Source organism: Pantoea sp. GW821-FHT03E06 (assembly GCF_059420725.1).
In genome coordinates this window covers 488565-512030 of record NZ_JBWKUG010000002.1, presented here as the reverse complement: position 1 = coordinate 512030, position 23466 = coordinate 488565, and the positions used below count along the sequence as shown (strand labels likewise).

Genomic DNA, 23466 nt, shown 5'->3' with positions numbered 1-23466 from the left:
GTATGGAACAGTATCGCTTAATGATGCGCGGTATCACAAAAACCTACGGCAGCGCTGCGGCGCTGCAAGAGGTAGATTTTATGGTGCGGCCAGGTGAAGTACACGCGCTGATTGGTGAGAACGGGGCGGGGAAATCGACGCTCCTCAACATCCTTTCCGGCGTGCGCTCTGCTGACAGTGGTGAAATTTATGTCAATGGCCAACAGGTGCAGATGAAGAATCCGCTAAGCGCACGGCATGCCGGCATCGCCATGATTCATCAGGAGTTACAGCATGTTCCTGAGCTCTCCGTAGCCCAGAATATGTTTCTTGGTCGCCCGCTCACCACGCTGAAGGGATTTTTCGTGGATAAGCGTGCGCAGCTGGCGCGTGCGGTGCACATTCTCAAGCAGCTTGATCCGAGTATTAACCCGGCTGAGCCGATTAAAAATCTCAAGGTGTCACAGCAGCAGATCGTCGAAATTGCCCGCGCGCTGCTGGATGAGGCCAAAATCATCGCCATGGATGAACCGACCTCTAGCCTGACGCCGCGCGAGTTTGAGCGTCTGGCCGAACTGATCGCAGATTTGAAATCCACCGGTGTGTCGCTGATTTACGTGTCGCACAAGATGAACGAGATTTTCCAGGTGTGCGATCGCGCCACCATCATGCGCGATGGACGCCAGGTTGGTGTGGTGAACATTTGCGATGAAACCGAAGAGAGCATCGTGGCCAAAATGGTCGGGCGTAAAATCGAAAAGCTGGAGCATCACTCCTGGGCCAGCGAGCGTCAGGTGCTGCAGGTAGAAAATGTCGCGCGCGGTAATGAGATCAAGCCTGCCAGCTTCAACGTCTGCGCAGGGGAAGTGCTGGGCATCGCCGGGCTGGTGGGCGCCGGTCGAACCGAGTTATTAAAACTTATCGCGGGGATCGACAAACGCAGCGCGGGTGAAGTGCGCGTGAATGGCAAAGCGGTGCGCAATCATAACGTCAGCGCGGCGATTCGTGCCGGTATCGGTTTGGTGCCGGAGGATCGTAAGAAAGAGGGCATTATTAAGGCGCGCGCGGTGAAGATGAATATGGCATTGCCGTCGATGCGCAACTTCACGCTGGGCGGATTGATCCGTAAAGCTAAACTGAACCAGGTGGCGCAGGAAGTGATGTCTGACCTGAAACTGCGTCCGCTGAATATCGAAAAGCCGATCGGCACGCTGAGCGGTGGTAACCAGCAGAAGGTGATTATTGGTCGCTGGGTCGCGGCGGATGCTGACGTATTTTTATTTGATGAACCGACCCGGGGAATTGATATCGGCGCCAAATCAGAAATTTATAATCTGATTGAGAAACTGGCGCAGCAAGGTAAAGCTATTGTGGTGGTCTCTTCGGAAATGACGGAAATACTGCGGGTATCCGATCGCGTTTTAGTGATGCGCGAAGGCAAAATTACCCGTGAACTGCAGGGTGCAGAAATTACTGAAGAAAATATCGCGAGCTTTGCGATTAAAGAAATTAAAGAAGCTATTTAACGCTTACCCTATCAAGGCTAAATTATGATGACGCAAAGTTCTACTCAGTCTACGACTGCGCCGTCGGCGCTGCTCAAATTTAATCTGCGCGACGCGGGCACGTTAATCGGTCTGGTCATTATCGTCGTGACATTTTCGTTTTTATCGCCGGTTTTTTTTACCGTGCCCAACTTACTGAATATTTTGCAGCAGTCATCGATTAACGCCTTAATTGCGTTAGGTATGACGCTGGTGATTATTTCGGGCGGTATTGACCTTTCCGTTGGTCCAACGGCGGCGCTGTCGGCGGTATTGGGCGCTACTATGATGGTGGCGGGCGTGCCGGTGCCGGTAGCGATTATGGCAACACTGGGGATTGGCGCGCTGTGTGGTGTATTTAGCGGCACCTTAATCGCCTATGCAGGATTGCAGCCGTTTATTGTTACGCTCGGCGGCTTATCGTTATTCCGCGCCATTGCACTGATTTATACCGGCGGTAATCCGGTGTTTGGTATTCCGATGGAATTCCGCAGCATCATTAATAGTACGGTAATAGGTGTGCCGACACCGATTGTGATTGTGGCGGTGATTGCGCTGCTGTTATGGGTGGTAATGAATAAAACCCCGCTGGGCGAATACATTCTTGCGGTAGGGGGTAATGAAGAAGCGGCGCGCGTGGCGGGGGTGCCGGTAAAAAGGACGAAAGTGACGGTGTATATTATTTCCGGTACGCTGGCGTCACTGGCATCATTAATTTTGATTGGCCGCTTAGGTGCAGCTGAACCCACCATCGGTAATTTGTGGGAGCTCGATGCCATTGCGGCGGCGGCGATTGGTGGCGCATCGCTGATGGGGGGTAAAGGGAGTATTGTCGGCACCCTTATTGGTGCAATTATTCTTGGCGCATTGCGTAATGGCTTGACGCTACTAAATATTCAGGCCTTTTATCAATTGCTTGCTACCGGGCTAATCATTATCATAGCGATGTTGATTGACCGGGCGACACGAGGCAGGTAATGAAGCAAGATCCGCGAGCCATTGGCGCTCAAATTCGCATGCGCTTACCGCAACTCACGCCGCTAGAAAGACGCGTAGCAGAAGCGATTATCGCCAGAACCGACATAAATGAACAAACATCGCTGCAGGAGATTGCTGAGGAAAATGGTGTTTCCCAGGCGATGATTGTGAAAATTACCAAGAAGCTTAACTTCACCGGCTTCCGTAATTTTCGTACCGGGCTGATTTATTATAATCAGTCGGAAGTGGCCGGTTTACATGCGGAAATTGAGCCGGATGATTCATCGGAACAATTGCTGGCGAAAGTGTTTAGAACATCGATTCAGGCAATAGAAGAAACATTGTCGATTCTGGATATTTCGCAATTTAACCGTGCGGCAGACATTTTATTTAAAGCGCGTCATATTGATCTTTATGCGGTCGGCGGTTCGGCTACCGTAGCACGCGATTTATCGCATAAGTTGCTTAAGATTGGTATTAAATCGACGGCCTATGATGATGCCCATATTATGCTGATGTCGGCAGCCGTATTGTCTGATGATGATGTGGTTATCGCCATCAGCCATTCCGGTGCCACGCGCGCGGTAAATGATCCTATTAAACTGGCAGCACGTAACGGCGCAAAAATTATTGCGATTACGAACTATGCTGAGTCGCCTATTGCGCGAAATGCGCATGTGGTTCTTACATCAACATCCCAGGGATCGCATCTGCTTGGTGAAAATGCTGCGTCACGTATCGCGCAATTAAATATTCTTGATGCGTTATTTGTCGCAATTGCCAAAAAAGATCTCAAGCTGGCAGAAACGAATCTGATGAAAACCCAGCGAGCGGTTCAGGATCTGCGGGACTTTTAAATCATGAACAAAATTATTGTTGCCGGCAGTTTGCATTACGACATTATGCTGGCGGCCCACCATCGCCCGGAAAAAGGCGAAACGGTTATCGGTAGTGGTTGCAGTTATAAATTTGGTGGCAAAGGCGGCAATCAAGCGATAGCGGCGGCGCGTGCGGGTGCTGCGGTAAGTTTTGTCGGCGCCGTTGGTGATGATGCACAGGGCGAGTTTTTACTGCATGCGCTGCAGGCGGCGGGTGTTGATACCCAGGCTGTGGCAATTCTAGCGGCTATGCCTTCTGGTATGAGCGTGGCCATCAGCGATGCAGAAGGGGATTACGGCGCGGTGGTGGTGTCGAATGCCAATCTGCATATTGATGCCAGTGCAACGCGTGATGCGCTGTGGCGCGATGCGGGCATGCTGGTGTTGCAGAATGAAGTGCCCGCCAGCGTAAATCTGCAGCTGGCAACGCAGGCGAAGCAGCGCGGTATTGCGGTATGCATTAACGCCGCACCGGCGCGTGATATTGAACCCGCGTTGGCCGATTGTGTGCAACTGCTGATCGTTAACGCGGTAGAAGCGCGTGACATGTGCCAGATTGCGGTAAACGATCTCACCTCGGCCTGTGAAGCGGCACAAGCGCTGGCACAGCGTTTTCCACAGGTGATCGTAACGGCAGGTGAACATGGTCTGGCATTATGCGAAGCGGGCGGGGCGGCATTTAGCCTGGCGGCGATCCCGGTTGAGCTGGTGAGTACGCATGGTGCCGGCGATTGTTTCGTCGGCGTGTTGAGTCAGGCGCTGCTGGCGGGACTCAGTTTGTCGGATGCGGCGGCAAAAGCCAATCAAGCCGCCGCCGAGCACGTTTCACGTCCTGCCATCGTGTGACTTTTTCTCCGGCATTAAGATTCTCTTACGGCCGGAGATAAATTCGCTTAACTCCTTCTGTTTTAATAAGAATTTCCTCTGCAATAAACCCATCTTTTTAGTGGTGGCAATGTTTCCATCATGTTATTAACTCTGCATGCCGTTGTGAATTTACCTGCCTGCTGGAGATAACAATGAAAAAGAATTTGTCCTTTGCGTTACTGCTTTCACTGAGCGCTTTCAGTCATGCGGCGTTCGCCGAGCAAACCCTGCGCTTTGGTGTTGATCCTACCTTCCCACCGTTTGAGTCTAAAGCCAGCGACGGATCGTTACAGGGTTTTGATATCGATCTGGGCAACGCAATTTGTGCCCAGGCCAAGGTTAAATGCGAATGGGTACAGATTGGTTTTGACGGCAGCATTCCGGCACTGCAGGCGAGGAAATTTGATGCCATTCTTTCGGCGATGTCGATGACCGAGAAACGCCGCGAGCAGGTGGCATTTAGCGACATGCTGTACGTCACGCCGAGTGCGCTGCTGACACCGGCGCAAAGTCCGCTGACTGGCGACATCAAAGCGTTACGCGGTAAAAAGATTGGTGTCGCGCAGGGCACCATTCAGGAAACCTACGCCAAAGGAAAGTGGGCTACGCAGGGCGTGGATGTGGTGTCGTATCCCAATCAGATGGAGATTTATCCGGATCTGGTGGCAGGGCGTCTTGATGCCAGCCTGGCGAATGCGGTTTCCGCTGAGCAAGGTTTCCTCAGCACGCCGGAAGGCAAAGGTTATGTCATCAGCGCCACGCTGGTGGATAAAGAGATTCTGGGCAACGGCGTTGGAATTGGACTGCGCAAAGGTGATGATGCCAATCTTAAGTTGATCAATAGCGCACTGGCTGAGTTGCACAGCAACGGCACCTACGATCACCTGGCGCAGAAGTATTTTACATTCAAGGTCTACCCGTAATGAGAAGGCGCGGCCATTGGAAGGGTGCGCATTAATGCGCACCCTACAATTTCCGTAGGGTCGCTATTTATGGCGACCTCGCCGCAAACCGCACCATGCTAGTCAGATCAATCCCGACCGCCATTAATTAGAGCAAGATCAATCATGCCTGACTTACCTCACTACACTACCCAACGCGCGCGTTTTCTCGCCGCCGTTAAACGCCAAAACGGCGCGTTGACCTCCTACGCGCATCCATTACCCGGCCCGCAGGGCGAAGAACTTTACACCGATGTTGCCGTCATCGGCGAGGCTAACGCTTCACGGCTGATGTTGGTGATCGCCGGCACGCATGGTGTGGAAGGTTACTACGGCTCTGATTGCCAGATTGCCTGGCTGGATCTGTTTAACCTTACCGCGCTGCCCGCCGATACCGCCATTGTGATGCTGCATCAGCTCAATCCATGGGGCGCTGCGCACCTGCGACGTGTCAATGAAGACAATATTGACCTTAATCGCAACTTTATCGATTTCAACCAGCCTGCTCCGGCGAATCCCGCTTACGCTCGCTGGCACGCGATTTACCATGGCGATCGCGCTAACGCCGATCGGATGTTAGCCGACACGCTAAGCGGCGCCGGATGGCTGGCAGTGAAACGCGTGGTGGAAGCGGGGCAATATGACGCGGCAGACGGCTTCTTTTACGGCGGCCAGCAGCCCAGTTGGTCATACCGCACCATGGAAAGCATTATCGCCAACCACTTATCGCAGGCAAAAACCATTCTCAGCTTTGATTTGCACACCGGCGCGGGCGCGTGGGGGCATCCGATGCTGCTGTCGATTGCCGAGCAGCGTTTCGCCGCGCACGACTGGGGCAAAGAAATTTACGGCGAATGGCTAACGCTGCTGTTTACCGGCGCAGGCCGCGATAGCGAGACCGGCGTGACCGCCACCGCCACCGGTTATCTGTCGCAATTCCTGCTGACTGCGTTACCTGACGTGCAGATTTTGCCGCTGGTAGTGGAGTGTGGCACCTATACCGGCGAAGAGATGCATCGCCGCGTGCGGGACGATCACTGGCTGCATTTGCAAGGCGATCCGGCGAGCGAACATGGGCGAGTGATCAAGCAGGCGTTAGTGGAGGGATTCTGGCCCGCCGATGCCGACTGGCGGGCGCTGGTGGCGTTTCGTAATCAGCAGATCTTTGTGCGCGGCTGGCGTGCGTTGCTCGCGACGTTATAACCGGCCATAAAACGTCATTCTGGCGGTTTCCGACAGGGCAATACCCGGCTCGGTGTTGTACGCCAGCACGGCCAGCATGCGGGTGATATCGCCTTCGGTTGGCGTAACGCGATGCAGCGAGTTGCGGCCACGGAATAGCACGAGATCGCCGGCATCAATTGTCAGCGCCTCAACCGGCTGGCGCTGATCGAGCACGGCGGCGACGCCGTCAAAATTCATCTCGCCGGCATCGGCGTTACGTAAATCTTTCACATACTGGAATACCGCACCGGCACGAGGTTTCTGCACCAGCAGGGTGATGGCGAAAGAAGAGTTATCAAAGTGCCAACCCAGCTCCTGACCGTCTGGCGCGTAGTGCAAATTGATCGACGACAGCGGATCGGCGTAGGGATAAAGCGCTTCTTCGCCTAACACATCGCAGAGGAAACTTTTGAACAGCGCATCATTGTAGAGCTGACGCAGCGGCGAATCGGCAGCAATCACGTCATCGGTAATACACCCTTTGGTACTCAGCACATCGCGATTACGTGGATGGTCAGCGCTGTAAGCGTCATCCTTTTTCATCAAATAGACGTTGTGTTTACTGGCGGTGTGATAAGCCAGATGGCGCTGCGCATCACCTTCCGCAATGATGGCGTGTAGCGCAGCGGGCTGTAAAAACTGACGCAGTACCAGCGCGCCGTGCTGATTGAGTTGTTCACGGCAGGTGCGACGCCAGTCGGCATCAGCCAGCGGATGCAGGTCGAAACGAATCAAAGCAGACATAGCAACAGTTCTCATTTTTACCGGTGTGTCATGACTGTAACTCGCTGATAGGGTAGTGCGTAACGATAAATTCTTAACACCTTGCTAAGGAAACCTTAATGCCTGCGCAATCACCGCGTTTGCCAAAAATTAGCGTTATTCAATCGTTTAAAGTGGCGGCGGAGCTGGGCAGCCTGGCGAAAGCGGCTGCTCAGCTGGCGTTAACACCCGCCGCCGTCAGCCAGCAAATTCGCCAGCTGGAAGAGCAGTTGGGCAGCGCGTTATTCGTACGTACGCAGAGCGGCGTGATGCTGACGGACATTGGTAAAGAATACCTGCGCTATGTCACTGAAGCATTTGACATTCTGCACCTTGGCCAGCAAAACCTGCGCCATGCTGCCGCCGTGCCAAAACTGACGCTCTATTCACTGCCTGCGCTGGCATCAAAGTGGTTATTGCCCAATATTGCTCGGTGGCGTGAACAGTGCCCGGATATCGATTTATCGCTGCACGGCACCCACACGCAGGTGGATTTCAACGCCACGCCGGCGGATTTTGTCATCTGCTTCGGCGACGATCGCTATCCCCAGCTGGATAAGCAGCTGCTCTTCCGTGATGAGGTGCTGCCGGTAGCCAGTCCAGCGCTGCTGCAACGCTATGTGGGGCAAGACGTTTTGCTGCAGGCACCGTTGATCCATCTCGACTGGGGTAACGAAGGGCGTTTTCTGCCCGACTGGCCCAGCTGGTTTCAGGCTAAAGGGATGGATGATCCGGCGCCGCAGCCCGCATTTAGCTTCAATCTTACATCGTTGGCAATCGATGCTGCTGTGGCTGGGGCGGGGTTGCTGTTGGGGCAGCGCCGGTTAATTGCTAATGAACTGGCGCGCGGCGATCTGGTGATTGTCGATGCGCTTAGCCTGCCGCTGAGCAAACCCTACTTCCTCGCCTGGCCACAGCGATCGCTTAGCCAGCCCGGCAGCAAGGCACTGATCAACTGGCTCACGGCACTTTCAAGTTAAAAAACTGTTAACGAATTCATCTTTCTGCAGGTTGGTTTACAGTAAGCTGTTGCGCTTTGCATCCGTCTGCAGGCGCGCATGAATGCGCACCCTACGAAAACCGCAGCGGGCACGTAGGGTCGCCATTAATGGCGACCAGCACCAGGAAAGGGAGTTCAGTAGTGGCCACAGATCTAAATTTTTGGCTTACCGCACTGGTGGTGGGTATCACCATTGTGCTGTGGGCCAGTGCGCGTTTACCTGAATTTATCACCGCGCTGCTGTTTTTTACTGCAGCGATGCTGTTAAAACTGGCGCCCGCCAGCAGCGTGTTCAGCGGGTTTGCCTCATCGGCATTTTGGCTGGTGCTGAGTGGATTTGTGCTCGGTGCGGCGATCCGTAAAGTCGGCCTCGCCCAGCGCTGGGCCAACTATCTGGTGGTGCCCATGAGCCAAAGCTGGCCGCGCATGGTGGCGGGAACCGTGTTGCTCACCTATCTGCTGTCGTTTGTCATGCCTTCGAATATGGGCCGCATTGCGCTGCTGATGCCGGTGGTGCTGGCGATGGGCGAACGAGCGGGGATCAAAGCGGGCAGCCGCGGCAGCATCGGTTTGGCGCTGGCGGTCGGATTTGGCACCTTCCAGCTCTCCGCCAGCATTTTGCCTGCAAACGTACCTAATCTGGTGCTGAGCGGCGCGGCTGAAAGCGCTTATCAGTTCCATTTGCAATGGTTGCCGTGGTGGGTGCTGCATATGCCGGTGGTCGGCATTGGCAAAGGCATGTTGTTAATCGGTTGCCTGCTGTGGCTGTTTCGCGCCACACCGACGCCGGTTCGCCAGCGCGATGTGCTGCCGGGCCTAAGCCGCAGCGAATGGCGGCTGATCGGCCTGTTGATGGTGACCTTGCTGTTGTGGATGACCGATAGCCTGCATGGCCTGCCCGCCGCATGGGTGGGATTGGCGGCCGCCTGCATTTGCCTGCTGCCGCGCGTCGGCTTTCTCTCGGGCGATGATTTCACCAACGGCGTGAATTTCCGCACCTGCATTTATATCGCCGGTATTCTGGGCGTCGCCACACTGGTAGTGGATTCCGGATTAGGGCGCTTCATCGCCAATGCGCTACTTAGCGTGTTGCCGCTGCAGGATCACCCGTCGTTCAGTAATTTTGCCGTGCTGAATGCGCTGGTATCGCTAATGAATTTTGTCCTCACCGCTAATGGCGTACCGGCGATGGTCACGCCAATGGCGCAAGAGCTGGCGCAGGCGTCTGGCTTTCCGCTGCTCACCGTCATCATGCTACAGGTGTTTGCCTACGCTACGCCGCTGTTGCCGTACCAGGCGTCACCGGTAGTGGTGGCAATGGGATTAGGCAATGTCCCGGCGAAGGCCGGCCTCCAGCTATGCGCGACCCTCTTCCTGTTCAGCGTCCTGATGCTGTTGCCACTGGATTATCTGTGGTTCCGACTGCTAGGCTATGCCTGATATATCTGTCAGAGATCGCCTATGCCAGCTAATAACGATTGGGTTGATTTTCGTCGTGATGACGAGACCGGAATTGAAAGCGTCAACGCGCATTTTCGCGGGCACGCTTACGATCCGCACGACCACGATGAACTGCTGGTGGGTGTGACCCAGCAGGGGTTACAACGTTTCAACTGCCATCGTTCTCTGCACACCAGCACGCCGGGCCGGGCGATTTTGATTGAGCCTGGCGCGGTGCACGATGGCCATGCGCCGGATGCCGCAGGCTTTACCTATGTGATGCTCTATCTGCCGCAACCTTGGGTGGCAGAGATGATGCAGCGTCGCGGGTTGGGTGATGTTTCGAATATTGAAGGCGCCTTCCGCCACACGCTCACCGACGACGCGCTGCTCGCGAGCGCCATTCAGCAGGCGTGGTTTGCGGTGCATCAGGGAGAAGGGCGGCTGGCGCGCGATCAAAGCCTCGATCATCTTCTCACTCTGCTTGCGCGTCACCTGGATACCAAACCCAGCGTGCAGCACAGCGAAGCGATGCGTCAGATGCAACTGCTGCGCGACTATCTGCACGATTTTATGGCGCAGGACATTGGGCTGGATGAACTCGCCCGACTTTCCGGCATCGATCGATTTCGTCTGACGCGCCAATTCAAACAGGCGTTTGGTCAATCTCCACATGCCTATCTGGTGCGTTTGCGATTGCGCAGCGCACGCGCGCTGCTGGCCCAGGGTATTGAGCCCGTGCAGGTGGCAACGCAGGTAGGATTCGCCGATCAAAGCCATCTGGGCCGCTGGTTCCAACGCGCCTATCGCATGACGCCGGCGTCTTATCAACGTCAGTGCACAAACGTTCTATACGCTTCCCTGCCTGCTCTTAGATGATAAGGTTTTGTTGTCATTGGAGAGTAGTTGCAGATGTTTGATACCAAAATCGCCCTGATCGTACGTGATGATTTAGCCACCTGGCAGCGCTTGAATGTGGTGGCGTTTCTTGCCACCGGCATTGCCTCCGCCGCGCCTGAAATGATGGGTGCCCCCTACGTTGATGCAAAGGAGCGCCAGTACGGCAATATGGCGGGACAGCCAATGCTGGTGTTTGCCGGAGATTTAGCCGGGTTACAGCGCGCGCATCGCCAGGGACTGGAGCGTGAGTTAACCCTCATTCCTTACGTTGAAGCGATGTTTTCCACCGGACACGACGCCGCGAACCGCGACGTGTTTAAGGCGGAAGACGCCGATAATTTGAACTTGGTGGGTATCGCACTACGCGGCCCGAAGAAAGCGGTGGATAAGGCGATTAAGGGATTGGCGTTGCACGGGTAAGAAGGGTGCGCATTTAGGCGCACCTGAATTTATCCGCCACGCTCAGCAACAAATCTTCCCGCCCACGCAGCGCCAGCAGCTCCAGCCCAATCGGCAAACCTTCGGCGCTGAATCCTGCCGGAATGCTGATCGCCGGCGCGCCGGTCACCGCTGAAATCAGTGCGTTGCTGCCTTCCTGCATCTCGCCGTGCTTAACCGGCGCACGGCGCACCACTGGATAAGCCAGCAGATTGATCTGCTGCGCGGCGAAAAATTCAGCCAGCAGCAGATACAATTCGCGCTGACGCTGCTGTACCTGCTGATAACCTTCACTCTCCACGCCCGGATGCTGCGCCCGCGTGGTAAACACCGTTTCCAGCTGCGGATGGTAACGCTTTGACGCCACCACTTCCGCCAGCGTGCGGCTCTGCGCCTGCGGTTTATCCGCCAGATACGCTGCAAGCGCACCGGCAAATTCGTAGCCGATGATATTGGCGTCAGCCGCCAATGTCTCCAGCTGCGGATAACTCACCTCACGCGGCGCGAAATCCACCAGCGCCGCGCGCACCGCCTGATTAATCTCGTCTTCATCGGCAGCAAACCCTTCCTGCCAGATGCCGATGCGCAGCGGCTCATCGCTCTCCGCGAACTGTTGCCCGCTCAAAATCTCAGATGCTAAACGCAGATCCGCCGCCGATCGCGCCAGCGGGCCGGGAATGTCCTGGGTTGGCGACAACGGCACGATACCGTCGGTGCTGATCGCGCCGCGCGTCATGCGCAGTCCGAACAGATGATTAAACGCCGCCGGAATGCGCACCGAACCGGCGGTATCGCTGCCGATCGCCAGCGGCACATAACCGGCCGAGACCGCTACGGCGGAACCGCTGCTCGATCCGCCCGGCGAGCGGCCTTCAACCCACGCATTGTGGGTAAAACCGCTCAACGATGACGCGCCGGTAATGCCTGCCGCCAGCTCATGCATGGCGGTTTTGCCGATCAAAATCGCGCCTGCTTTTCTCAGTCGGGTAACCAGCGGCGCATCATCGCTGGCGATAACCTCACGCAGCAGCACCGAACCAGCGCTGGTCGGCCAGCCTTGCACTTCAATATTGTCCTTGATCAGCACTGGAATCCCTTCCAGAGGTCCCGCCACTTCTCCACGCTGACGACGCACATCGCTGGCGTCCGCCGCCGCTAAAGCCTGATCGGCAAACAGCCAGGTAATGGCGTTGTAACGCGGCTGATCCACCTCGCCAATGCGCTGCAGCGCGAACGTCGTTAACTGGCGAGCGCTCACCGTGCGCTGGGTCAGCGCCTGCTGTAAATCGTTAATCGAAGCGGTGAGATAATCGGCGTATTGCATCAGGTTAAACCTCCAGCGGAATCCATTGCCCGTCGCGTGAGACGCGTCCGCACGAGCTGCCATTAAAGTGGGTGCTGAACCAGATTGCCTGATGATGTGCGCACCAGTCCACCACGCGTTGCCTTGAAGTGACGGCCAGCGCTTTATCCTCGCAAAACAGCGAGTTCCAGTGCGGATACTGAAACTGGATGGCATTGTGCATCACGTCACCGGCAAAGATGGCGGATTCACGGGCACTTTGCAGCACGATCGAGGCATGATCGCCACTGTGACCTGGCGTTGAGAGATAGCGCAGCACGCCAGCAAACAGCGGGGAATCCTGCACGTTTATAGTCTCCAGCTGTCCGCTCTCGATCAGCGGCAGAATGCTATCGCGATAGAGTTCCTGCGCCGCTGGATTCTGCTGGCAATGCGCCAGTTCCCGCGCCGAGCAAATATAGCGCGCATTTGGGAACATCGGCTGCCATTCACCGTCTTGTTGATGGGTGTTCCAGCCAACGTGATCGGTATGAATATGTGTCATCAGCACCAGCGTCACCTCCGCCGGATCAACGCCTGCGCGCGCCAGGTTTTCGGCATACGGCATATTCAGCTGATGGAACAGCGGTTTGTTATCGCGGTTGCGGCCGTTGCCGGTGGCGGTATCGATGATGATGGTGTGTTCGCCGGTGCGCACCACCCAGCTGTGAATCGACATTTCAGCAGGTTGATTGGCTAATTCATCACTCATTTCCGCGCGATGCGGCGTAAACAGCACGCCGATTGGGAAGGCAGCGGTTTGTTCGCTCACTTTGGTAATCCGGCAATCGCCGACGCGAATCGTCATAAGGTGCTCCTTATTGCTTGGTTGCAGCGAAGAAGCCTCACTATACTGGCGGCACGATCATTATTTAAATCGATTAAAATCATGAAAGGCATCAACGAAAATGATTTTGCACGCATCGACCTGAATTTGCTGGTGGTGTTGATGGTGATATACGAGGTGCGCAGCGTTACGCAGGCGGCAAATCGGCTCTATCTCGGACAACCGGCAGTGAGCGCGGCGTTAAAGCGTCTGCGCGAGATGTTTGACGACCCGCTGTTTGTCCGCGCCTCAAACGGCATGACGCCAACGCCACGCGCCGAGCAGTTGGTGCAGCAGTTCGCGCCGCTGATGCAGGATCTGCATCGCGTGATCTTCACGCAGCAGCCCTTTAACGCGGCAGAAGATAGCTACAGTTTTCGCATTGGCATGAGCGACTGGCTGGAACATTGGCTGATGCCGGATTTGCTGGCAGAACTGGCGCGCGTGGCGCCGAATGTTGATGTGAAAGTCATCGCCACCGATCCGTGGAAGGCGATTCCGCTGATGGAACAGCAGCAGGCCGATGTTGTGATCACGGTCGGCAACGAAACCAGCCGCGATCTTACGCGTGAGAAGATCCTACACGCGGGTTTCAGCACGGTTTGGCACCGCGATCAGATTCAACTCGATGCGCCGCTGACGCTGCAGCAGTTTGTCAGTTACGAGCATGCGTTGGTGTCGTATCGCGGCGTAAGTGAAAGCGCGCTGGATCGGCAGTTGCAACAGCATGGAATGGCGCGGCGCGTGCGTTATGTGACGCCGCACTTCTCCGCGCTGCCAATGCTGCTTAAGCGTCTGCCGCTGTTCGCTACGGTGCCGCAGGGTTTGGTGCCATCCTGGTGCACGTTATATGCGCTGAGCGCTGCGCCCGTGCCGGTCAGCATGCCGGATTATGAGGTGTCGCTGCTGTGGCACAACGCGCGCAGCGAAGATGCCGCCAACCGCTGGCTGCGGGATTTGCTGCGCGGGTTAATAAGGTCGCCATGAATGGCGATCTTACGACAGGACGGCGGGAATTCCGTAGGGTCGCCATTTATGGCGACCGTTATGCCGACCTGCTCGCTTACCACGGCACCACGCGTCCTAAATAATCCAGATAATGAATCCCGCGCCGTCCGGCGTAACTTTCCATGGTATTCAGCAGATTCGGGATGCTCTCCTCAATGGTCAGGCGCGCTTCCGGGCCGCCCATATCGGTGCGCACCCAGCCGGGCGCCATCAGCAATAATGTGCGTTCGCCGCCACTGCGTGCGGCAAAGCTGCGCATAAACATATTCAGCGCCGCTTTGCTGCCGCGATACACCTCGTAATTGCCGTTGGTGTTGTTGGTCAAACTGCCCTGGCCGGATGACATCACGGCGATGGTGCCGCTAGCCGTGACGCGATCTTTAAAGGTTTCAATCACCCGCAGCGGACTCAGCGCATTGGTCACCATCACGCGGGTAAACTCTTCGGTTGAGACATCGGCGATGGTTTCGCGGTCGTCATTTTTCACGCCCGCGTTAACGAACAGCATATCGAACTGGCGATCCGCCAGCCGCGTATGCAGCGCTTTGACCTGTTCGGGTTCATTGATATCCACGCTTTCTACCCTGAGCTGTGCGGGGAAGCGACCGGCCAGTTGCTGTAAATTGCCTGTCGAGTTTTCACGCCCGGTGGCGACCACCTGATAACCGCGCTGCAGAATGGTTTCCGCCAGCGCCAAACCCAGTCCACGCGATGCGCCAATCAGTAAAATGTTCATATTGTTCTCCTCGGTGTTTGCGATGGATAGAGTGTAGCGCCGGGTGAGGGCAGGCGGAATGCGCAGCATTGACAGTATTCACCTGCATCAAACGCCTTGTCTCGATACGTCGAATCGGCGAGGATAACCCGCATGAATGATGCCGATCTCAACCTGTTAATTGCTTTGGATGCGCTGCTGATTGAAGGCAGCGTGATTGGCGCTGCGCGTCGCTTGGGCTTAAGCGAATCGGCGATGAGCCGCACGCTGGGACGCTTACGCGCCACCACTGGCGATGCGCTGTTAGTGCGCGCCGGACGCAATATGGTGCTGACACCTTATGCTGAAGCGATCCGCGAGCGCACCCATCACACGGTGAGCGAAGCGCGTGCGGTGTTAAGCCCGACGGCGCAGTCGCTGGATCTACGTCAGCTGGATCGCTGTTTTACCTTGCGCACCAATGAGGGATTCGTCGAAGCCTTTGGCAGCGAGCTGATCGCAGCCGTGGCTCAACAAGCGCCGCGCGCGTGGCTCAGTTTTGTGCCCAAGCCAGAGAAAAGCGCGCGCGACTTGCGCGAAGGCAACATCGATCTGGAGATTGGCGTATTGGGCAATATGGGGCCGGAGATTCGCCTGCAGGCGCTGTTTCGCGATGTTTTTGTGGGCGTGGTGCGCGCCGGTCATCCGCTGACGCAACAGCTGGATATCGAACGGTTCGCCGCGTTTGGCCATATCGTCGCGTCACGTCGCGCGGAGTTGGGTGGCCCGATTCACGATGCGCTGCAGCAGGCGGGTTTGACGCGCAAGGTGGCGACGGTGGTGCCCGCATTTTCAACGGCGGTGGCGCTGGCGCAGGAATCGGATCTTGTCGCGTTGGTGCCGCGTTCGCTGTTTCTGCATCATCCGCTGATCAAAAACAGCACCACTTTAGCGATGTTTGAACTTCCATTCGCCACGCCGGAAATGACCGTGTCACAGCTGTGGCATCCGCGACTGGAAAATGATGCCGCGCATCGTTGGCTGCGCGGCGTGGTAAAAGACGTTTGTCAGCCGCCGCGCACCGAACCACGCCACACCACATCGGCCTGATAGAGCAAACTATCGTGTTGCTGTTCACCTTGTGGAGTGAAACCGGTGTCATCTTCCTCCGCCTTCATTAACCACTTCACTGCATCATGGGCAAACTGCTCAACCGGCTGCGCAAATGTTGTGAGATGGTAGGATGACCAACCGGCCTGAGCGATATTGTCAAACCCGATCAAACAGAGGTCTTCCGGTACGCGCAGGGCAAAGCGATGCCGTGCTTCATCCATAAATCCGCAGGCCACTAAATCGGTCACACAGAACACGCCGTCCGGGCGCTGATGACGCGTCAGCAGGCGGTGTGCCAGAATCTGGCCGCTTTCGTAAGAGGTGGTGCCAAAGCGCTCTACCGTTACGCTTAACCCGGCGCGTTCGGCCAGGGCGATAAAAGTGGCCTCGCGTTTAAGCAGGCTTGGCGTACCGGCAAGCGAGTTGGCAAACGCCAAATGGCGACAACCGGCGCGCTGAAACGCCATTAATGCCGTTTCAGCGGCGCTTTCTGCATCAAGGTTGATGCTGAGCGAGCCCGGCAGCGCTTCGTCGCGGTTAATTAAGATGATGCGCTGGCCGTGTTTGTAGCACTGGCGCGTGATGGTGCGATCCGGCATGCCGGAGAGAATGATGGAGGCATCGGCACGAAAGTTAATGGCCTGCTGCAGCGCTGCGGAAACGCTGTTATCAGAGCGATCGGTGTTAATCAGCATCGCCACTTTTCCCGCCTCCTGTAAAAACTGTGTCAGCCAGCGCACCAGACTGGCGCGATAGGGCGTGGCAATTTCGGAAACAATCAGGCAGACAATGCTGCTGCGGTTGCGCACCAGGCCGCGCGCCAGATGATTGACGTGATAGCCTAGCTCCGCTGCCGCCTTCATCACCCGTTCGCGCGTTGCCGGTGACACGCTGGCGCCTGGCGTAAACGCGCGCGATACCGCTGAACGCGATACGCCTGCGCGATCGGCCACGTCCTGCGCGCTGACCACCGCTTTCTCATGCTGCATGCTTAACACCCCATCCCAATCGACTCAATTCAGTCTGCCTTAGATTGCAAAGCTGTGCAAACTGCCTGAGATCTCATTTGTTGCATTTTTGTGACACCGACTAACAATTGCGCAATGTGGTGTTTGACAGGACAATTCTTGTTCATTACTACTTTGCACACACGTGCAAGAAAAGGTGCCAATGAAGCACCAACCCTACAAACCAGGAGAACACTATGCGAGTCACCTCAATGGCCATCGCGCTATCCCTCTGTTGCAGTGCACTGCCGTTTGCCGCCTCGGCAGCGGGCAGTTTGAATATGGTTTGCTCTGCCGACGTGGTGGTGTGTGAGCTTATGACCACTATTTTCAGCAAGGCGCATCCGGATATAAAAGTCAGCATGGTGCGACTCTCGGCAGGCGAAGCCTATGCGCGTCTGCGCAGCGAAGCACGCAACCCGCGTACCGATATTTGGTGGGCAGGCACCGGCGATCCGCATATGCAAGCCGCGGAAGAGGGGCTGACGCAGGTGTACAAATCGCCGCTGCTCGACCAGCAGCAGGATTGGGCGCAGAAGCAGGCGGAGAACTCCGGCTATCGTACGGTGGGTATCTACGCCGGTGCGCTCGGTTGGGGCTACAACACCAGGCTGCTGGAATCGAAAAAGCTGAAAGAACCAAAATGCTGGGCCGATCTGCTGGATCCCAGCTTTAAGGGTGAAATTCAGATCGCTAACCCAAATTCTTCCGGCACCGCCTACAACACCCTGGCCACGCTGGTGCAGATCATGGGCGAAGATAAAGCCTTCGATTACCTGAAGAAGCTCAATGCCAACATTTCGCAGTACACCAAATCCGGCTCCGCACCGGTGAAATCTGCCGCGCGTGGCGAAACCACCGTCGGCATCGTGTTTATGCATGATGCGGTGGCGATGCAGGTGGATGGCTTCCCGATCAAGACCGTCGCGCCGTGCGAAGGCACCGGCTATGAGATTGGCTCGATGTCGATTGTGAAAGGCGCGCGTAACCTGGCCAATGCCAAAGTCTGGTACGACTGGGCGCTAAGCGCTGAAGCGCAATCGCACATGAAGGAGGCCAAATCGTTCCAGCTGCCATCGAACCGTAACGCCGAGATTTCTGAATACGCGCCGCGTTTCGAGAACATCAAATTGATTGATTACGACTTCAAAACCTACGGTGATTCCGCTAAGCGCAAGGCGCTGTTAGGGCGTTGGGATAAAGAGATTGGCGCCAGCGCGCAGTGAGATCGGCGCATTCTGTGGCCAGGTCGTCATGAATGACGACCCTACAAAACCGCGTCAATCCCCGTACGGTCGCCATTTCGGCGACCTGGTTAAGCACCAAACCTTGTAGGGTCGCCATTTATGGCGACCTGGTTAAGCACCGCACGAGACCCGAAGTCGAGGTATTTGATGAATGCAAATAATCGCCGTCTGACAGGCGCGCTGCTCATCGGCGCAGTGGCTTTATTGCTGCTGCCCTGGTTCAGCCTGGAAGCCGGTTTCTTCAGCAGCGGCTGGTTAACCAGCTTGTGGAGCGATAGCAGCAACGCGCCTGCACTGTGGCAACTCGGCGAACATCCGTGGCTTGCCATCGCTATCGCGCTGTTTGTTCTGTGCGCAGCCTGCGGCGTGCTGCCCTCAAGGATGCGTAGCCGTTTGCTGCTGCTTTTTAGCGCGCTTGGCGTGCTGTTCCTGGTGATTGAAGGCCACGCCATTGGCTACAGCGGCTGGAGTTGGGTGTGGCTGGAAAATCGCTTCGGCGCGCTCGAATCCGGTCAACCGGCGATGGGCGCGGGGGCGCTGCTGCTGCTGACCACGTTTCTGCTGCTGTTCTCTTTTGCACTTGCTGAGCGCGGGGTGATGAAAGGCGATGCGTTTGTGGTGGCGTCGCTGGTGCTGCTCACCGCGCTGGTCAGCATCTTTGTGCTTTATCCGGTGCTAAGCATGTTTGTGGTATCAGTTCAGGACGTAGACGGCAGTTTCAAGCCGGATGGGTTGATCAGCAATATTCAGGACCCGTCAATCTGGAGCCTCTCCTGTTTGTCGGGCGGCACCTGCGGCACCGCGTGGCGTACGCTGTGGCTGGCGCTAATGACCGCAGCAGGTTCCACGCTGCTCGGCCTGGCCTTTGCTCTCGCCGCAACGCGTACACCATTACCCTTTAAGAAAGCACTACGTATGCTCACCATCCTGCCGATTATCACACCGCCGTTTGTCATCGGGCTGGCGCTGATTCTGCTGTTTGGCCGTTCCGGCGTAGTAACGGAACACCTGGCGGCGCTGTTTGGCATTGAGCCGGGCCGCTGGCTGTATGGCTTAACCGGTATCTGGATTGCGCAGGTGCTGTCGTTTACGCCGATTGCTTTTCTGGTACTGATTGGCGTAGTCGAAGGGGTCAGTCCTTCGCTGGAAGAGGCCTCGCAAACGCTGCGTGCCAATCGCTGGCGCACCTTTAGCCGCATCTCATTACCGCTGATGGCGCCGGGTTTAGCCAATGCTTTCCTGATTAGCTTTATTGAAAGCATGGCGGATTTCGGTAATCCGATGGTGCTGGGCGGCAGCCACGGCGTGCTCTCAACTGAGATCTTCTTCTCGGTGGTGGGCGCGCAAAACGATCCGAGCCGCGCGGCGGTATTGGCGATGATTCTGCTGTGCTTCACGCTCACTGCCTTTGTGCTGCAACGCTGGTGGCTGGGCGGGAAAAACTTTGCCACTGTGACCGGCAAAGGCGACGGCGGCAAACACGTGCAGCTGCCGCGCGTGCTGCGTTTTGGTGTGTACGGCATGGTGATTCCGTGGGGCCTGTTCACGCTGGTGATCTACGGCATGATTGTGGTGGGCGGCTTTGTGCAGTCGTGGGGATTGAACGATGCGCTGACCATTGCGCATTACGTTCGCGCCTTCGGCGTCAGTTTCAGCGACGGACATCTGCTATGGAGCGGCGTAGCATGGAACTCGTTCTGGACCACGCTGGAAATTGCGCTAATTGCCGCGCCGCTGACGGCGATCGTTGGCCTGCTTACCGCCTGGCTGATTGTGCGGCAGAAATTTGCTGGGCGTCAGACCTTTGAATTCCTGCTGATGCTCAGCTTCGCGATTCCCGGCACGGTCATCGGCGTGAGCTACGTAATGGCGTATAATCTGCCACCGCTGGAGATCACCGGCACCGCGCTGATCCTCGTCGCCTGCTTTGTGTTCCGCAATATGCCGGTTGGCGTACGCGGCGGCATCGCGGCAATGAGTCAGCTGGACAAAAGTCTTGATGAAGCCTCATTAACGCTGGGTGCCAATAGCTTCCGCACGCTGCGCAAAGTGGTGCTGCCGCTGCTGAAACCGGCAATCAGCGCCGCGCTGGTCTACGCCTTTGTGCGCGCCATTACTTCGATCAGTGCGGTGATTTTCCTCGTCAGTGCGCAATACAACATGGCAACGTCTTACATCGTTGGGCTGGTAGAAAACGGCGAATACGGCGTGGCGATTGCTTATTCAACGGTATTGATCGTGGTCATGCTGCTGATCATCGGCCTGTTCCAATGGCTGGTGGGCGAACGACGTCTGCGTCGTGTGGCCCGTCCGGTCGATATGCTTGCACCGCCTGCTTCAACCTCATTAACTCAGGAGAGTGCCGTATGACTCGCGTAACCGCCGGTTCTGTGGTGTTTGAACATGTCTCAAAACGCTTTGCCGGTTTTGATGCCATTCCCGATCTCTCGTTAACCGTCGAACCCGGCACGCTGGTCACGCTGCTCGGCCCGTCCGGCTGCGGTAAAACCACAACGCTGCGTTTATTGGCCGGGCTGGAGCATCCCACCGCCGGCCGCATTTTGATTGGTGGCAAAGATGTCACCAATCTGCCCGCCAACGAGCGCGACGTGGCGATGGTATTTCAATCTTATGCGCTGTTCCCGCACATGAGCGCGCTGGATAACATCATGTACGGCTTGCAGTCATCCGGGATGAATAAACGAGAAGCGCAGGACCGCGCGCGTGAAGGGCTGAAGCTGGTGGGGCTGGAACATCAAGGTCAGCGCCTGCCGTCGGAGCTCTCTGGAGGTCAACAGCAGCGCATTGCAGTGGCACGTGCGCTGGTGCTGGAGCCGCAGGTGCTGCTGCTGGATGAACCCCTCTCCAACCTCGATGAGCGTCTGCGCCGACGGGTGCGCACCGATATCCGCGACTTGCAGCAGCGGCTCGGCTTCACCGCCGTGTATGTCACACACGATCAGGAAGAGGCGCTGGCGGTCTCCGATAAGATTATTGTCATGAAAGAGGGCGATATTGCCCAGCAGGGCGCGCCGGAAAGCCTGTATCACGCGCCAAACTCGGTGTTTATCGCCGACTTTATGGGTGAAGCCAATATTCTCCCGTGTGAAGTGGAGCAGCTCGAAGGCAGTGAGGCGCTGGTGCGCTTAGGCAGCCAGCGCTATCGCGTGCGTGGCAATGGCCTGAAAACCGGCGCGGCGCAGCTGTCGGTCCGTCCGCAGTTCATCACGCTGCGCGGCGAAGGCGCAGGCGCACTGCGTGGCGAAGTAACGCATAGCACCTGGCTGGGCGACCATATTGAATATGAAGTCGCCACCGAGTTGGGATCGCTGTTCATTGTTGATGCGGAGATGGAACAGCAGCTGCCGTTGGCATCGCATGTCGCAATTGATTTTAAACCTCAGGGTTTGGCCCTGATTGCCGGTTAATTTAAGGATGGATGATGAGTGAATTAGACAATGACCCGCTGTTATCGCGCCTGATTCTGGCGGAGAAAGTGGCCCGCGCAGGGGGGGCAAAAGCGCTGGAATATTTCCATCAGCGCGACACCCTGGTGGTGGAAACCAAATACGATTTGCAGGATGTGGTATCCCGCGCTGACCGTGAAGTGGAACAGATGATTGATCAGCAAATCCGTGCGCAGTTTGCGGAGGATGGTTTCCTTGGCGAAGAGTATGGTCTGCAGGAAGGCTCATCCGGCTATACCTGGGTAGTGGATCCCATTGACGGCACCAGCCCGTTTCTCAATGGCATGCCGAACTGGTGCGTATCCGTCGCGGTGCTACACGATGGCGTGCCGGTGATCGGCGTGATTTTCGCGCCTTATTACCAGGAGTGCTACGTGGCGGCCATCGGCCATGGCGCGACGCTGAACGGCAAGCGCTTGCAGGTGGATGCGACACGCACGCTGCAAAATCATGTCACCGGTTTTGGTGCTAACAGCCACGTGAGTCCGGATGAAGTGGGGAAAATCCTCGCCTCGCTGCTGGCTGCGGGTGGTAACTTTATCCGCATCGGTTCGGGCGCATTGATGCTGGCTTGGGTGGCTGCGGGGCGTGTAGTTGGCTATTACGAACCTTACATGCACGCGTGGGATTGTCTGGCCGGTTATTGCCTGGTGAAAGAGGCGGGTGGCTGGTATCACCCGTTCAATACCGAAGGCGAACGTTTGCTGAAAGGTGCGCAGGTACTGGCTGTGGCGCCGGGTGCGGAAGCCGATTTGAAGCGGATTGCCGGGCTGTGATGTTGGTACTGGTCGCCATGAATGGCGACCCTACGGCGGTTCTGCACGCTTTTGTAGGGTCGTCATTTATGACGACCTTCCATCAAACCAGAATAAATTCCCGATAACCCGACCAAATCACATAGATCGCAAAATAAACAAAAATCAGCGCTGAAGCGAGGTAGGAGTACTTAAGTAAGCGCGCCCCCAGTAATTTTCCACCCATGCTGCCGACCAGGCACAGTACGCAGGTCCACACCACCCCGGCCATAAAGAAGCCGCTGAGGAAAGAGGACGTAGCGATTACGCTGCCGTGTCCCATGCGGGAAATCAACGCGCCGCCAACGCTGGCAAACCATAGAATCGCCGTGGGTGACGACATCGCGAGCATTACGCCCCGACTAAACTCGCGCAGTAGCGATCGATACGGCTGCTGTTCTGCTTCCGGCAGTGCCGTCTCTTTGCGCAGCGCTGCATAGAGCATTTTTCCAGCAAACCACAGCAGCAGCACACCGCCACCAATCCACAGCACCCAGCGCACCGCGGTAAACTGCAATACCACAGCCATGCCCGCCAGCGCCAATAGCGCGTAGATCAAGTCACCGATACAGGTGCCAATCCCCAGCCAGAACCCATGAAAGTAGCCGCGCTGCATCGCCAGCGTAATCATGGCGATATTGGCGAGGCCAATATCGAGGCACAACGATAAACTCAGTAGAAAACCATTTGAAAACTGCAGCATAGCAACGTCAGCATCCCCGGCATGTAAATGGAGTGTTATTAAATCACACTGTACTTTGTCGCGGAGGAATTTATTGCTCTATGGGGTCAAGCTAAAAAGGGGGCCTAATGGCAGATCGGTATGGATTTTGTCGGCTGCGCATTTATGTGCATCGGGTTCTTTTTTAAACAGCCACACATTTAATTCTTATTATGCTAATTCTACGGTAAGAAACTCCACGTTCTCATCACAATGTTTAATCTCCTTTTAGCTTGCTCATAAATCTTGATGTTTAGCGTGATAATTTATCCCGCAACTTTACAAGGGATAAACAG

At 56.3% G+C, this 23466-nt stretch carries 22 protein-coding genes; 16 read left to right on the top strand and 6 right to left on the bottom strand.

Annotated elements, in window-relative coordinates:
- Nucleotides 1–2 precede the first annotated feature (2 nt).
- From AC07WB_RS21885 to AC07WB_RS21860, 6 genes are all read left to right on the top strand, one after another.
- Nucleotides 3–1505, top strand: a complete 1503-nt coding sequence (locus AC07WB_RS21885; protein ID WP_345830556.1) for a sugar ABC transporter ATP-binding protein — start codon at nt 3–5, stop codon at nt 1503–1505.
- 24 nt (nt 1506–1529) lie between these two features.
- The gene (locus AC07WB_RS21880; protein WP_097098029.1) at nt 1530–2501 is read left to right on the top strand and encodes an ABC transporter permease; all 972 of its coding nucleotides are present in this window, start codon (nt 1530–1532) and stop codon (nt 2499–2501) included.
- Complete coding sequence (locus AC07WB_RS21875) at nt 2501–3358, top strand: MurR/RpiR family transcriptional regulator (RefSeq protein ID WP_097098028.1); 858 nt, start codon at nt 2501–2503, stop codon at nt 3356–3358. The genes AC07WB_RS21880 and AC07WB_RS21875 overlap by 1 nt, the downstream gene beginning before the upstream one ends.
- A gap of 3 nt (nt 3359–3361) precedes the next feature.
- Complete coding sequence (locus tag AC07WB_RS21870) at nt 3362–4225, top strand: PfkB family carbohydrate kinase (RefSeq protein WP_097098027.1); 864 nt, start codon at nt 3362–3364, stop codon at nt 4223–4225.
- 173 nt (nt 4226–4398) lie between these two features.
- Complete coding sequence (locus AC07WB_RS21865; protein WP_400457557.1) at nt 4399–5169, top strand: transporter substrate-binding domain-containing protein; 771 nt, start codon at nt 4399–4401, stop codon at nt 5167–5169.
- Nucleotides 5170–5313: 144 nt separating this feature from the next.
- Nucleotides 5314–6390, top strand: coding sequence for a DUF2817 domain-containing protein (locus AC07WB_RS21860; RefSeq protein ID WP_494941331.1), 1077 nt, complete (start codon nt 5314–5316; stop codon nt 6388–6390).
- Here the strand turns inward: AC07WB_RS21860 and AC07WB_RS21855 are convergent.
- Nucleotides 6385–7155 carry a 2OG-Fe(II) oxygenase gene (locus tag AC07WB_RS21855; RefSeq protein ID WP_494941330.1) on the bottom strand — a complete coding sequence of 257 codons (771 nt, stop codon included), beginning with the start codon at nt 7153–7155 and terminating at the stop codon, nt 6385–6387. The two genes, AC07WB_RS21860 and AC07WB_RS21855, sit on opposite strands and share 6 nt — an antisense overlap.
- Nucleotides 7156–7253: 98 nt before the next feature.
- Here AC07WB_RS21855 and AC07WB_RS21850 point away from each other — a divergent pair, with 98 nt between their 5' ends.
- From AC07WB_RS21850 to AC07WB_RS21835, 4 genes are all read left to right on the top strand, one after another.
- Nucleotides 7254–8153 carry a LysR substrate-binding domain-containing protein gene (locus tag AC07WB_RS21850; protein ID WP_494941329.1) on the top strand — a complete coding sequence of 300 codons (900 nt, stop codon included), beginning with the start codon at nt 7254–7256 and terminating at the stop codon, nt 8151–8153.
- Between the two features lie 161 nt (nt 8154–8314).
- Entirely contained in the window at nt 8315–9613 is a 1299-nt protein-coding gene (locus AC07WB_RS21845; protein WP_494941328.1) for an SLC13 family permease, read from the top strand.
- A gap of 21 nt (nt 9614–9634) precedes the next feature.
- Complete coding sequence (locus AC07WB_RS21840; RefSeq protein WP_097098021.1) at nt 9635–10492, top strand: AraC family transcriptional regulator; 858 nt, start codon at nt 9635–9637, stop codon at nt 10490–10492.
- Between the two features lie 33 nt (nt 10493–10525).
- Nucleotides 10526–10933 carry a DUF2000 family protein gene (locus AC07WB_RS21835; RefSeq protein ID WP_097098020.1) on the top strand — a complete coding sequence of 136 codons (408 nt, stop codon included), beginning with the start codon at nt 10526–10528 and terminating at the stop codon, nt 10931–10933.
- Nucleotides 10934–10946: 13 nt separating this feature from the next.
- Here the strand turns inward: AC07WB_RS21835 and AC07WB_RS21830 are convergent, their stop codons facing one another.
- Nucleotides 10947–12275, bottom strand: a complete 1329-nt coding sequence (locus AC07WB_RS21830; protein ID WP_097098019.1) for an amidase — start codon at nt 12273–12275, stop codon at nt 10947–10949.
- Nucleotides 12276–12279: 4 nt separating this feature from the next.
- A complete protein-coding gene (locus AC07WB_RS21825) occupies nt 12280–13101 on the bottom strand; it encodes an MBL fold metallo-hydrolase (protein WP_494941327.1) in 822 nt (273 codons plus the stop codon).
- Nucleotides 13102–13182: 81 nt separating this feature from the next.
- Between AC07WB_RS21825 and AC07WB_RS21820 the strand changes: the two genes are divergently transcribed.
- A complete protein-coding gene (locus AC07WB_RS21820; protein WP_494941326.1) occupies nt 13183–14106 on the top strand; it encodes a LysR family transcriptional regulator in 924 nt (307 codons plus the stop codon).
- 76 nt (nt 14107–14182) lie between these two features.
- Here the strand turns inward: AC07WB_RS21820 and AC07WB_RS21815 are convergent, their stop codons facing one another.
- A complete protein-coding gene (locus AC07WB_RS21815; protein WP_494941325.1) occupies nt 14183–14863 on the bottom strand; it encodes an SDR family NAD(P)-dependent oxidoreductase in 681 nt (226 codons plus the stop codon).
- A 132-nt stretch (nt 14864–14995) separates the two neighbouring features.
- On the opposite strand from AC07WB_RS21815, the gene AC07WB_RS21810 reads away from it, so the two are divergent.
- Nucleotides 14996–15931: a LysR family transcriptional regulator gene (locus AC07WB_RS21810; RefSeq protein ID WP_494941324.1), complete on the top strand. Its 936-nt coding sequence runs from the start codon at nt 14996–14998 to the stop codon at nt 15929–15931.
- Here the strand turns inward: AC07WB_RS21810 and AC07WB_RS21805 are convergent.
- Entirely contained in the window at nt 15889–16923 is a 1035-nt protein-coding gene (locus tag AC07WB_RS21805; protein ID WP_494941323.1) for a LacI family DNA-binding transcriptional regulator, read from the bottom strand. The genes AC07WB_RS21810 and AC07WB_RS21805 overlap by 43 nt on opposite strands.
- A gap of 215 nt (nt 16924–17138) precedes the next feature.
- Between AC07WB_RS21805 and AC07WB_RS21800 the strand changes: the two genes are divergently transcribed.
- From AC07WB_RS21800 to AC07WB_RS21785, 4 genes are all read left to right on the top strand, one after another.
- Nucleotides 17139–18167, top strand: coding sequence for an ABC transporter substrate-binding protein (locus AC07WB_RS21800; RefSeq protein ID WP_494941322.1), 1029 nt, complete (start codon nt 17139–17141; stop codon nt 18165–18167).
- A gap of 168 nt (nt 18168–18335) precedes the next feature.
- Entirely contained in the window at nt 18336–20558 is a 2223-nt protein-coding gene (locus tag AC07WB_RS21795; RefSeq protein WP_494941321.1) for an ABC transporter permease, read from the top strand.
- The gene (locus AC07WB_RS21790; RefSeq protein ID WP_494941320.1) at nt 20555–21616 is read left to right on the top strand and encodes an ABC transporter ATP-binding protein; all 1062 of its coding nucleotides are present in this window, start codon (nt 20555–20557) and stop codon (nt 21614–21616) included. The genes AC07WB_RS21795 and AC07WB_RS21790 overlap by 4 nt, the downstream gene beginning before the upstream one ends.
- 14 nt (nt 21617–21630) lie before the next feature.
- Entirely contained in the window at nt 21631–22431 is an 801-nt protein-coding gene (locus AC07WB_RS21785; RefSeq protein ID WP_097098010.1) for an inositol monophosphatase family protein, read from the top strand.
- 82 nt (nt 22432–22513) lie between these two features.
- Here AC07WB_RS21785 and AC07WB_RS21780 read toward each other — a convergent pair whose 3' ends face one another.
- Nucleotides 22514–23152, bottom strand: a complete 639-nt coding sequence (locus tag AC07WB_RS21780; RefSeq protein ID WP_494941319.1) for a LysE family translocator — start codon at nt 23150–23152, stop codon at nt 22514–22516.
- Nucleotides 23153–23466: the final 314 nt, after the last annotated feature.

Excerpts from the sequence above, each read along its gene's own strand:
- AC07WB_RS21885 (WP_345830556.1), top strand. The coding sequence starts at position 3 with ATGGAACAGTATCGCTTAATGATGCGCGGTATCACAAAAACCTACGGC.
- AC07WB_RS21880 (WP_097098029.1), top strand. The coding sequence starts at position 1,530 with ATGATGACGCAAAGTTCTACTCAGTCTACGACTGCGCCGTCGGCGCTG.
- AC07WB_RS21875 (WP_097098028.1), top strand. The coding sequence starts at position 2,501 with ATGAAGCAAGATCCGCGAGCCATTGGCGCTCAAATTCGCATGCGCTTA.
- AC07WB_RS21870 (WP_097098027.1), top strand. The coding sequence starts at position 3,362 with ATGAACAAAATTATTGTTGCCGGCAGTTTGCATTACGACATTATGCTG.
- AC07WB_RS21865 (WP_400457557.1), top strand. The coding sequence starts at position 4,399 with ATGAAAAAGAATTTGTCCTTTGCGTTACTGCTTTCACTGAGCGCTTTC.
- AC07WB_RS21860 (WP_494941331.1), top strand. The coding sequence starts at position 5,314 with ATGCCTGACTTACCTCACTACACTACCCAACGCGCGCGTTTTCTCGCC.
- AC07WB_RS21855 (WP_494941330.1), bottom strand. The coding sequence starts at position 7,155 with ATGTCTGCTTTGATTCGTTTCGACCTGCATCCGCTGGCTGATGCCGAC.
- AC07WB_RS21850 (WP_494941329.1), top strand. The coding sequence starts at position 7,254 with ATGCCTGCGCAATCACCGCGTTTGCCAAAAATTAGCGTTATTCAATCG.
- AC07WB_RS21840 (WP_097098021.1), top strand. The coding sequence starts at position 9,635 with ATGCCAGCTAATAACGATTGGGTTGATTTTCGTCGTGATGACGAGACC.
- AC07WB_RS21835 (WP_097098020.1), top strand. The coding sequence starts at position 10,526 with ATGTTTGATACCAAAATCGCCCTGATCGTACGTGATGATTTAGCCACC.
- AC07WB_RS21830 (WP_097098019.1), bottom strand. The coding sequence starts at position 12,275 with ATGCAATACGCCGATTATCTCACCGCTTCGATTAACGATTTACAGCAG.
- AC07WB_RS21825 (WP_494941327.1), bottom strand. The coding sequence starts at position 13,101 with ATGACGATTCGCGTCGGCGATTGCCGGATTACCAAAGTGAGCGAACAA.
- AC07WB_RS21820 (WP_494941326.1), top strand. The coding sequence starts at position 13,183 with ATGAAAGGCATCAACGAAAATGATTTTGCACGCATCGACCTGAATTTG.
- AC07WB_RS21815 (WP_494941325.1), bottom strand. The coding sequence starts at position 14,863 with ATGAACATTTTACTGATTGGCGCATCGCGTGGACTGGGTTTGGCGCTG.
- AC07WB_RS21810 (WP_494941324.1), top strand. The coding sequence starts at position 14,996 with ATGAATGATGCCGATCTCAACCTGTTAATTGCTTTGGATGCGCTGCTG.
- AC07WB_RS21805 (WP_494941323.1), bottom strand. The coding sequence starts at position 16,923 with ATGCAGCATGAGAAAGCGGTGGTCAGCGCGCAGGACGTGGCCGATCGC.
- AC07WB_RS21800 (WP_494941322.1), top strand. The coding sequence starts at position 17,139 with ATGCGAGTCACCTCAATGGCCATCGCGCTATCCCTCTGTTGCAGTGCA.
- AC07WB_RS21795 (WP_494941321.1), top strand. The coding sequence starts at position 18,336 with ATGAATGCAAATAATCGCCGTCTGACAGGCGCGCTGCTCATCGGCGCA.
- AC07WB_RS21790 (WP_494941320.1), top strand. The coding sequence starts at position 20,555 with ATGACTCGCGTAACCGCCGGTTCTGTGGTGTTTGAACATGTCTCAAAA.
- AC07WB_RS21785 (WP_097098010.1), top strand. The coding sequence starts at position 21,631 with ATGAGTGAATTAGACAATGACCCGCTGTTATCGCGCCTGATTCTGGCG.
- AC07WB_RS21780 (WP_494941319.1), bottom strand. The coding sequence starts at position 23,152 with ATGCTGCAGTTTTCAAATGGTTTTCTACTGAGTTTATCGTTGTGCCTC.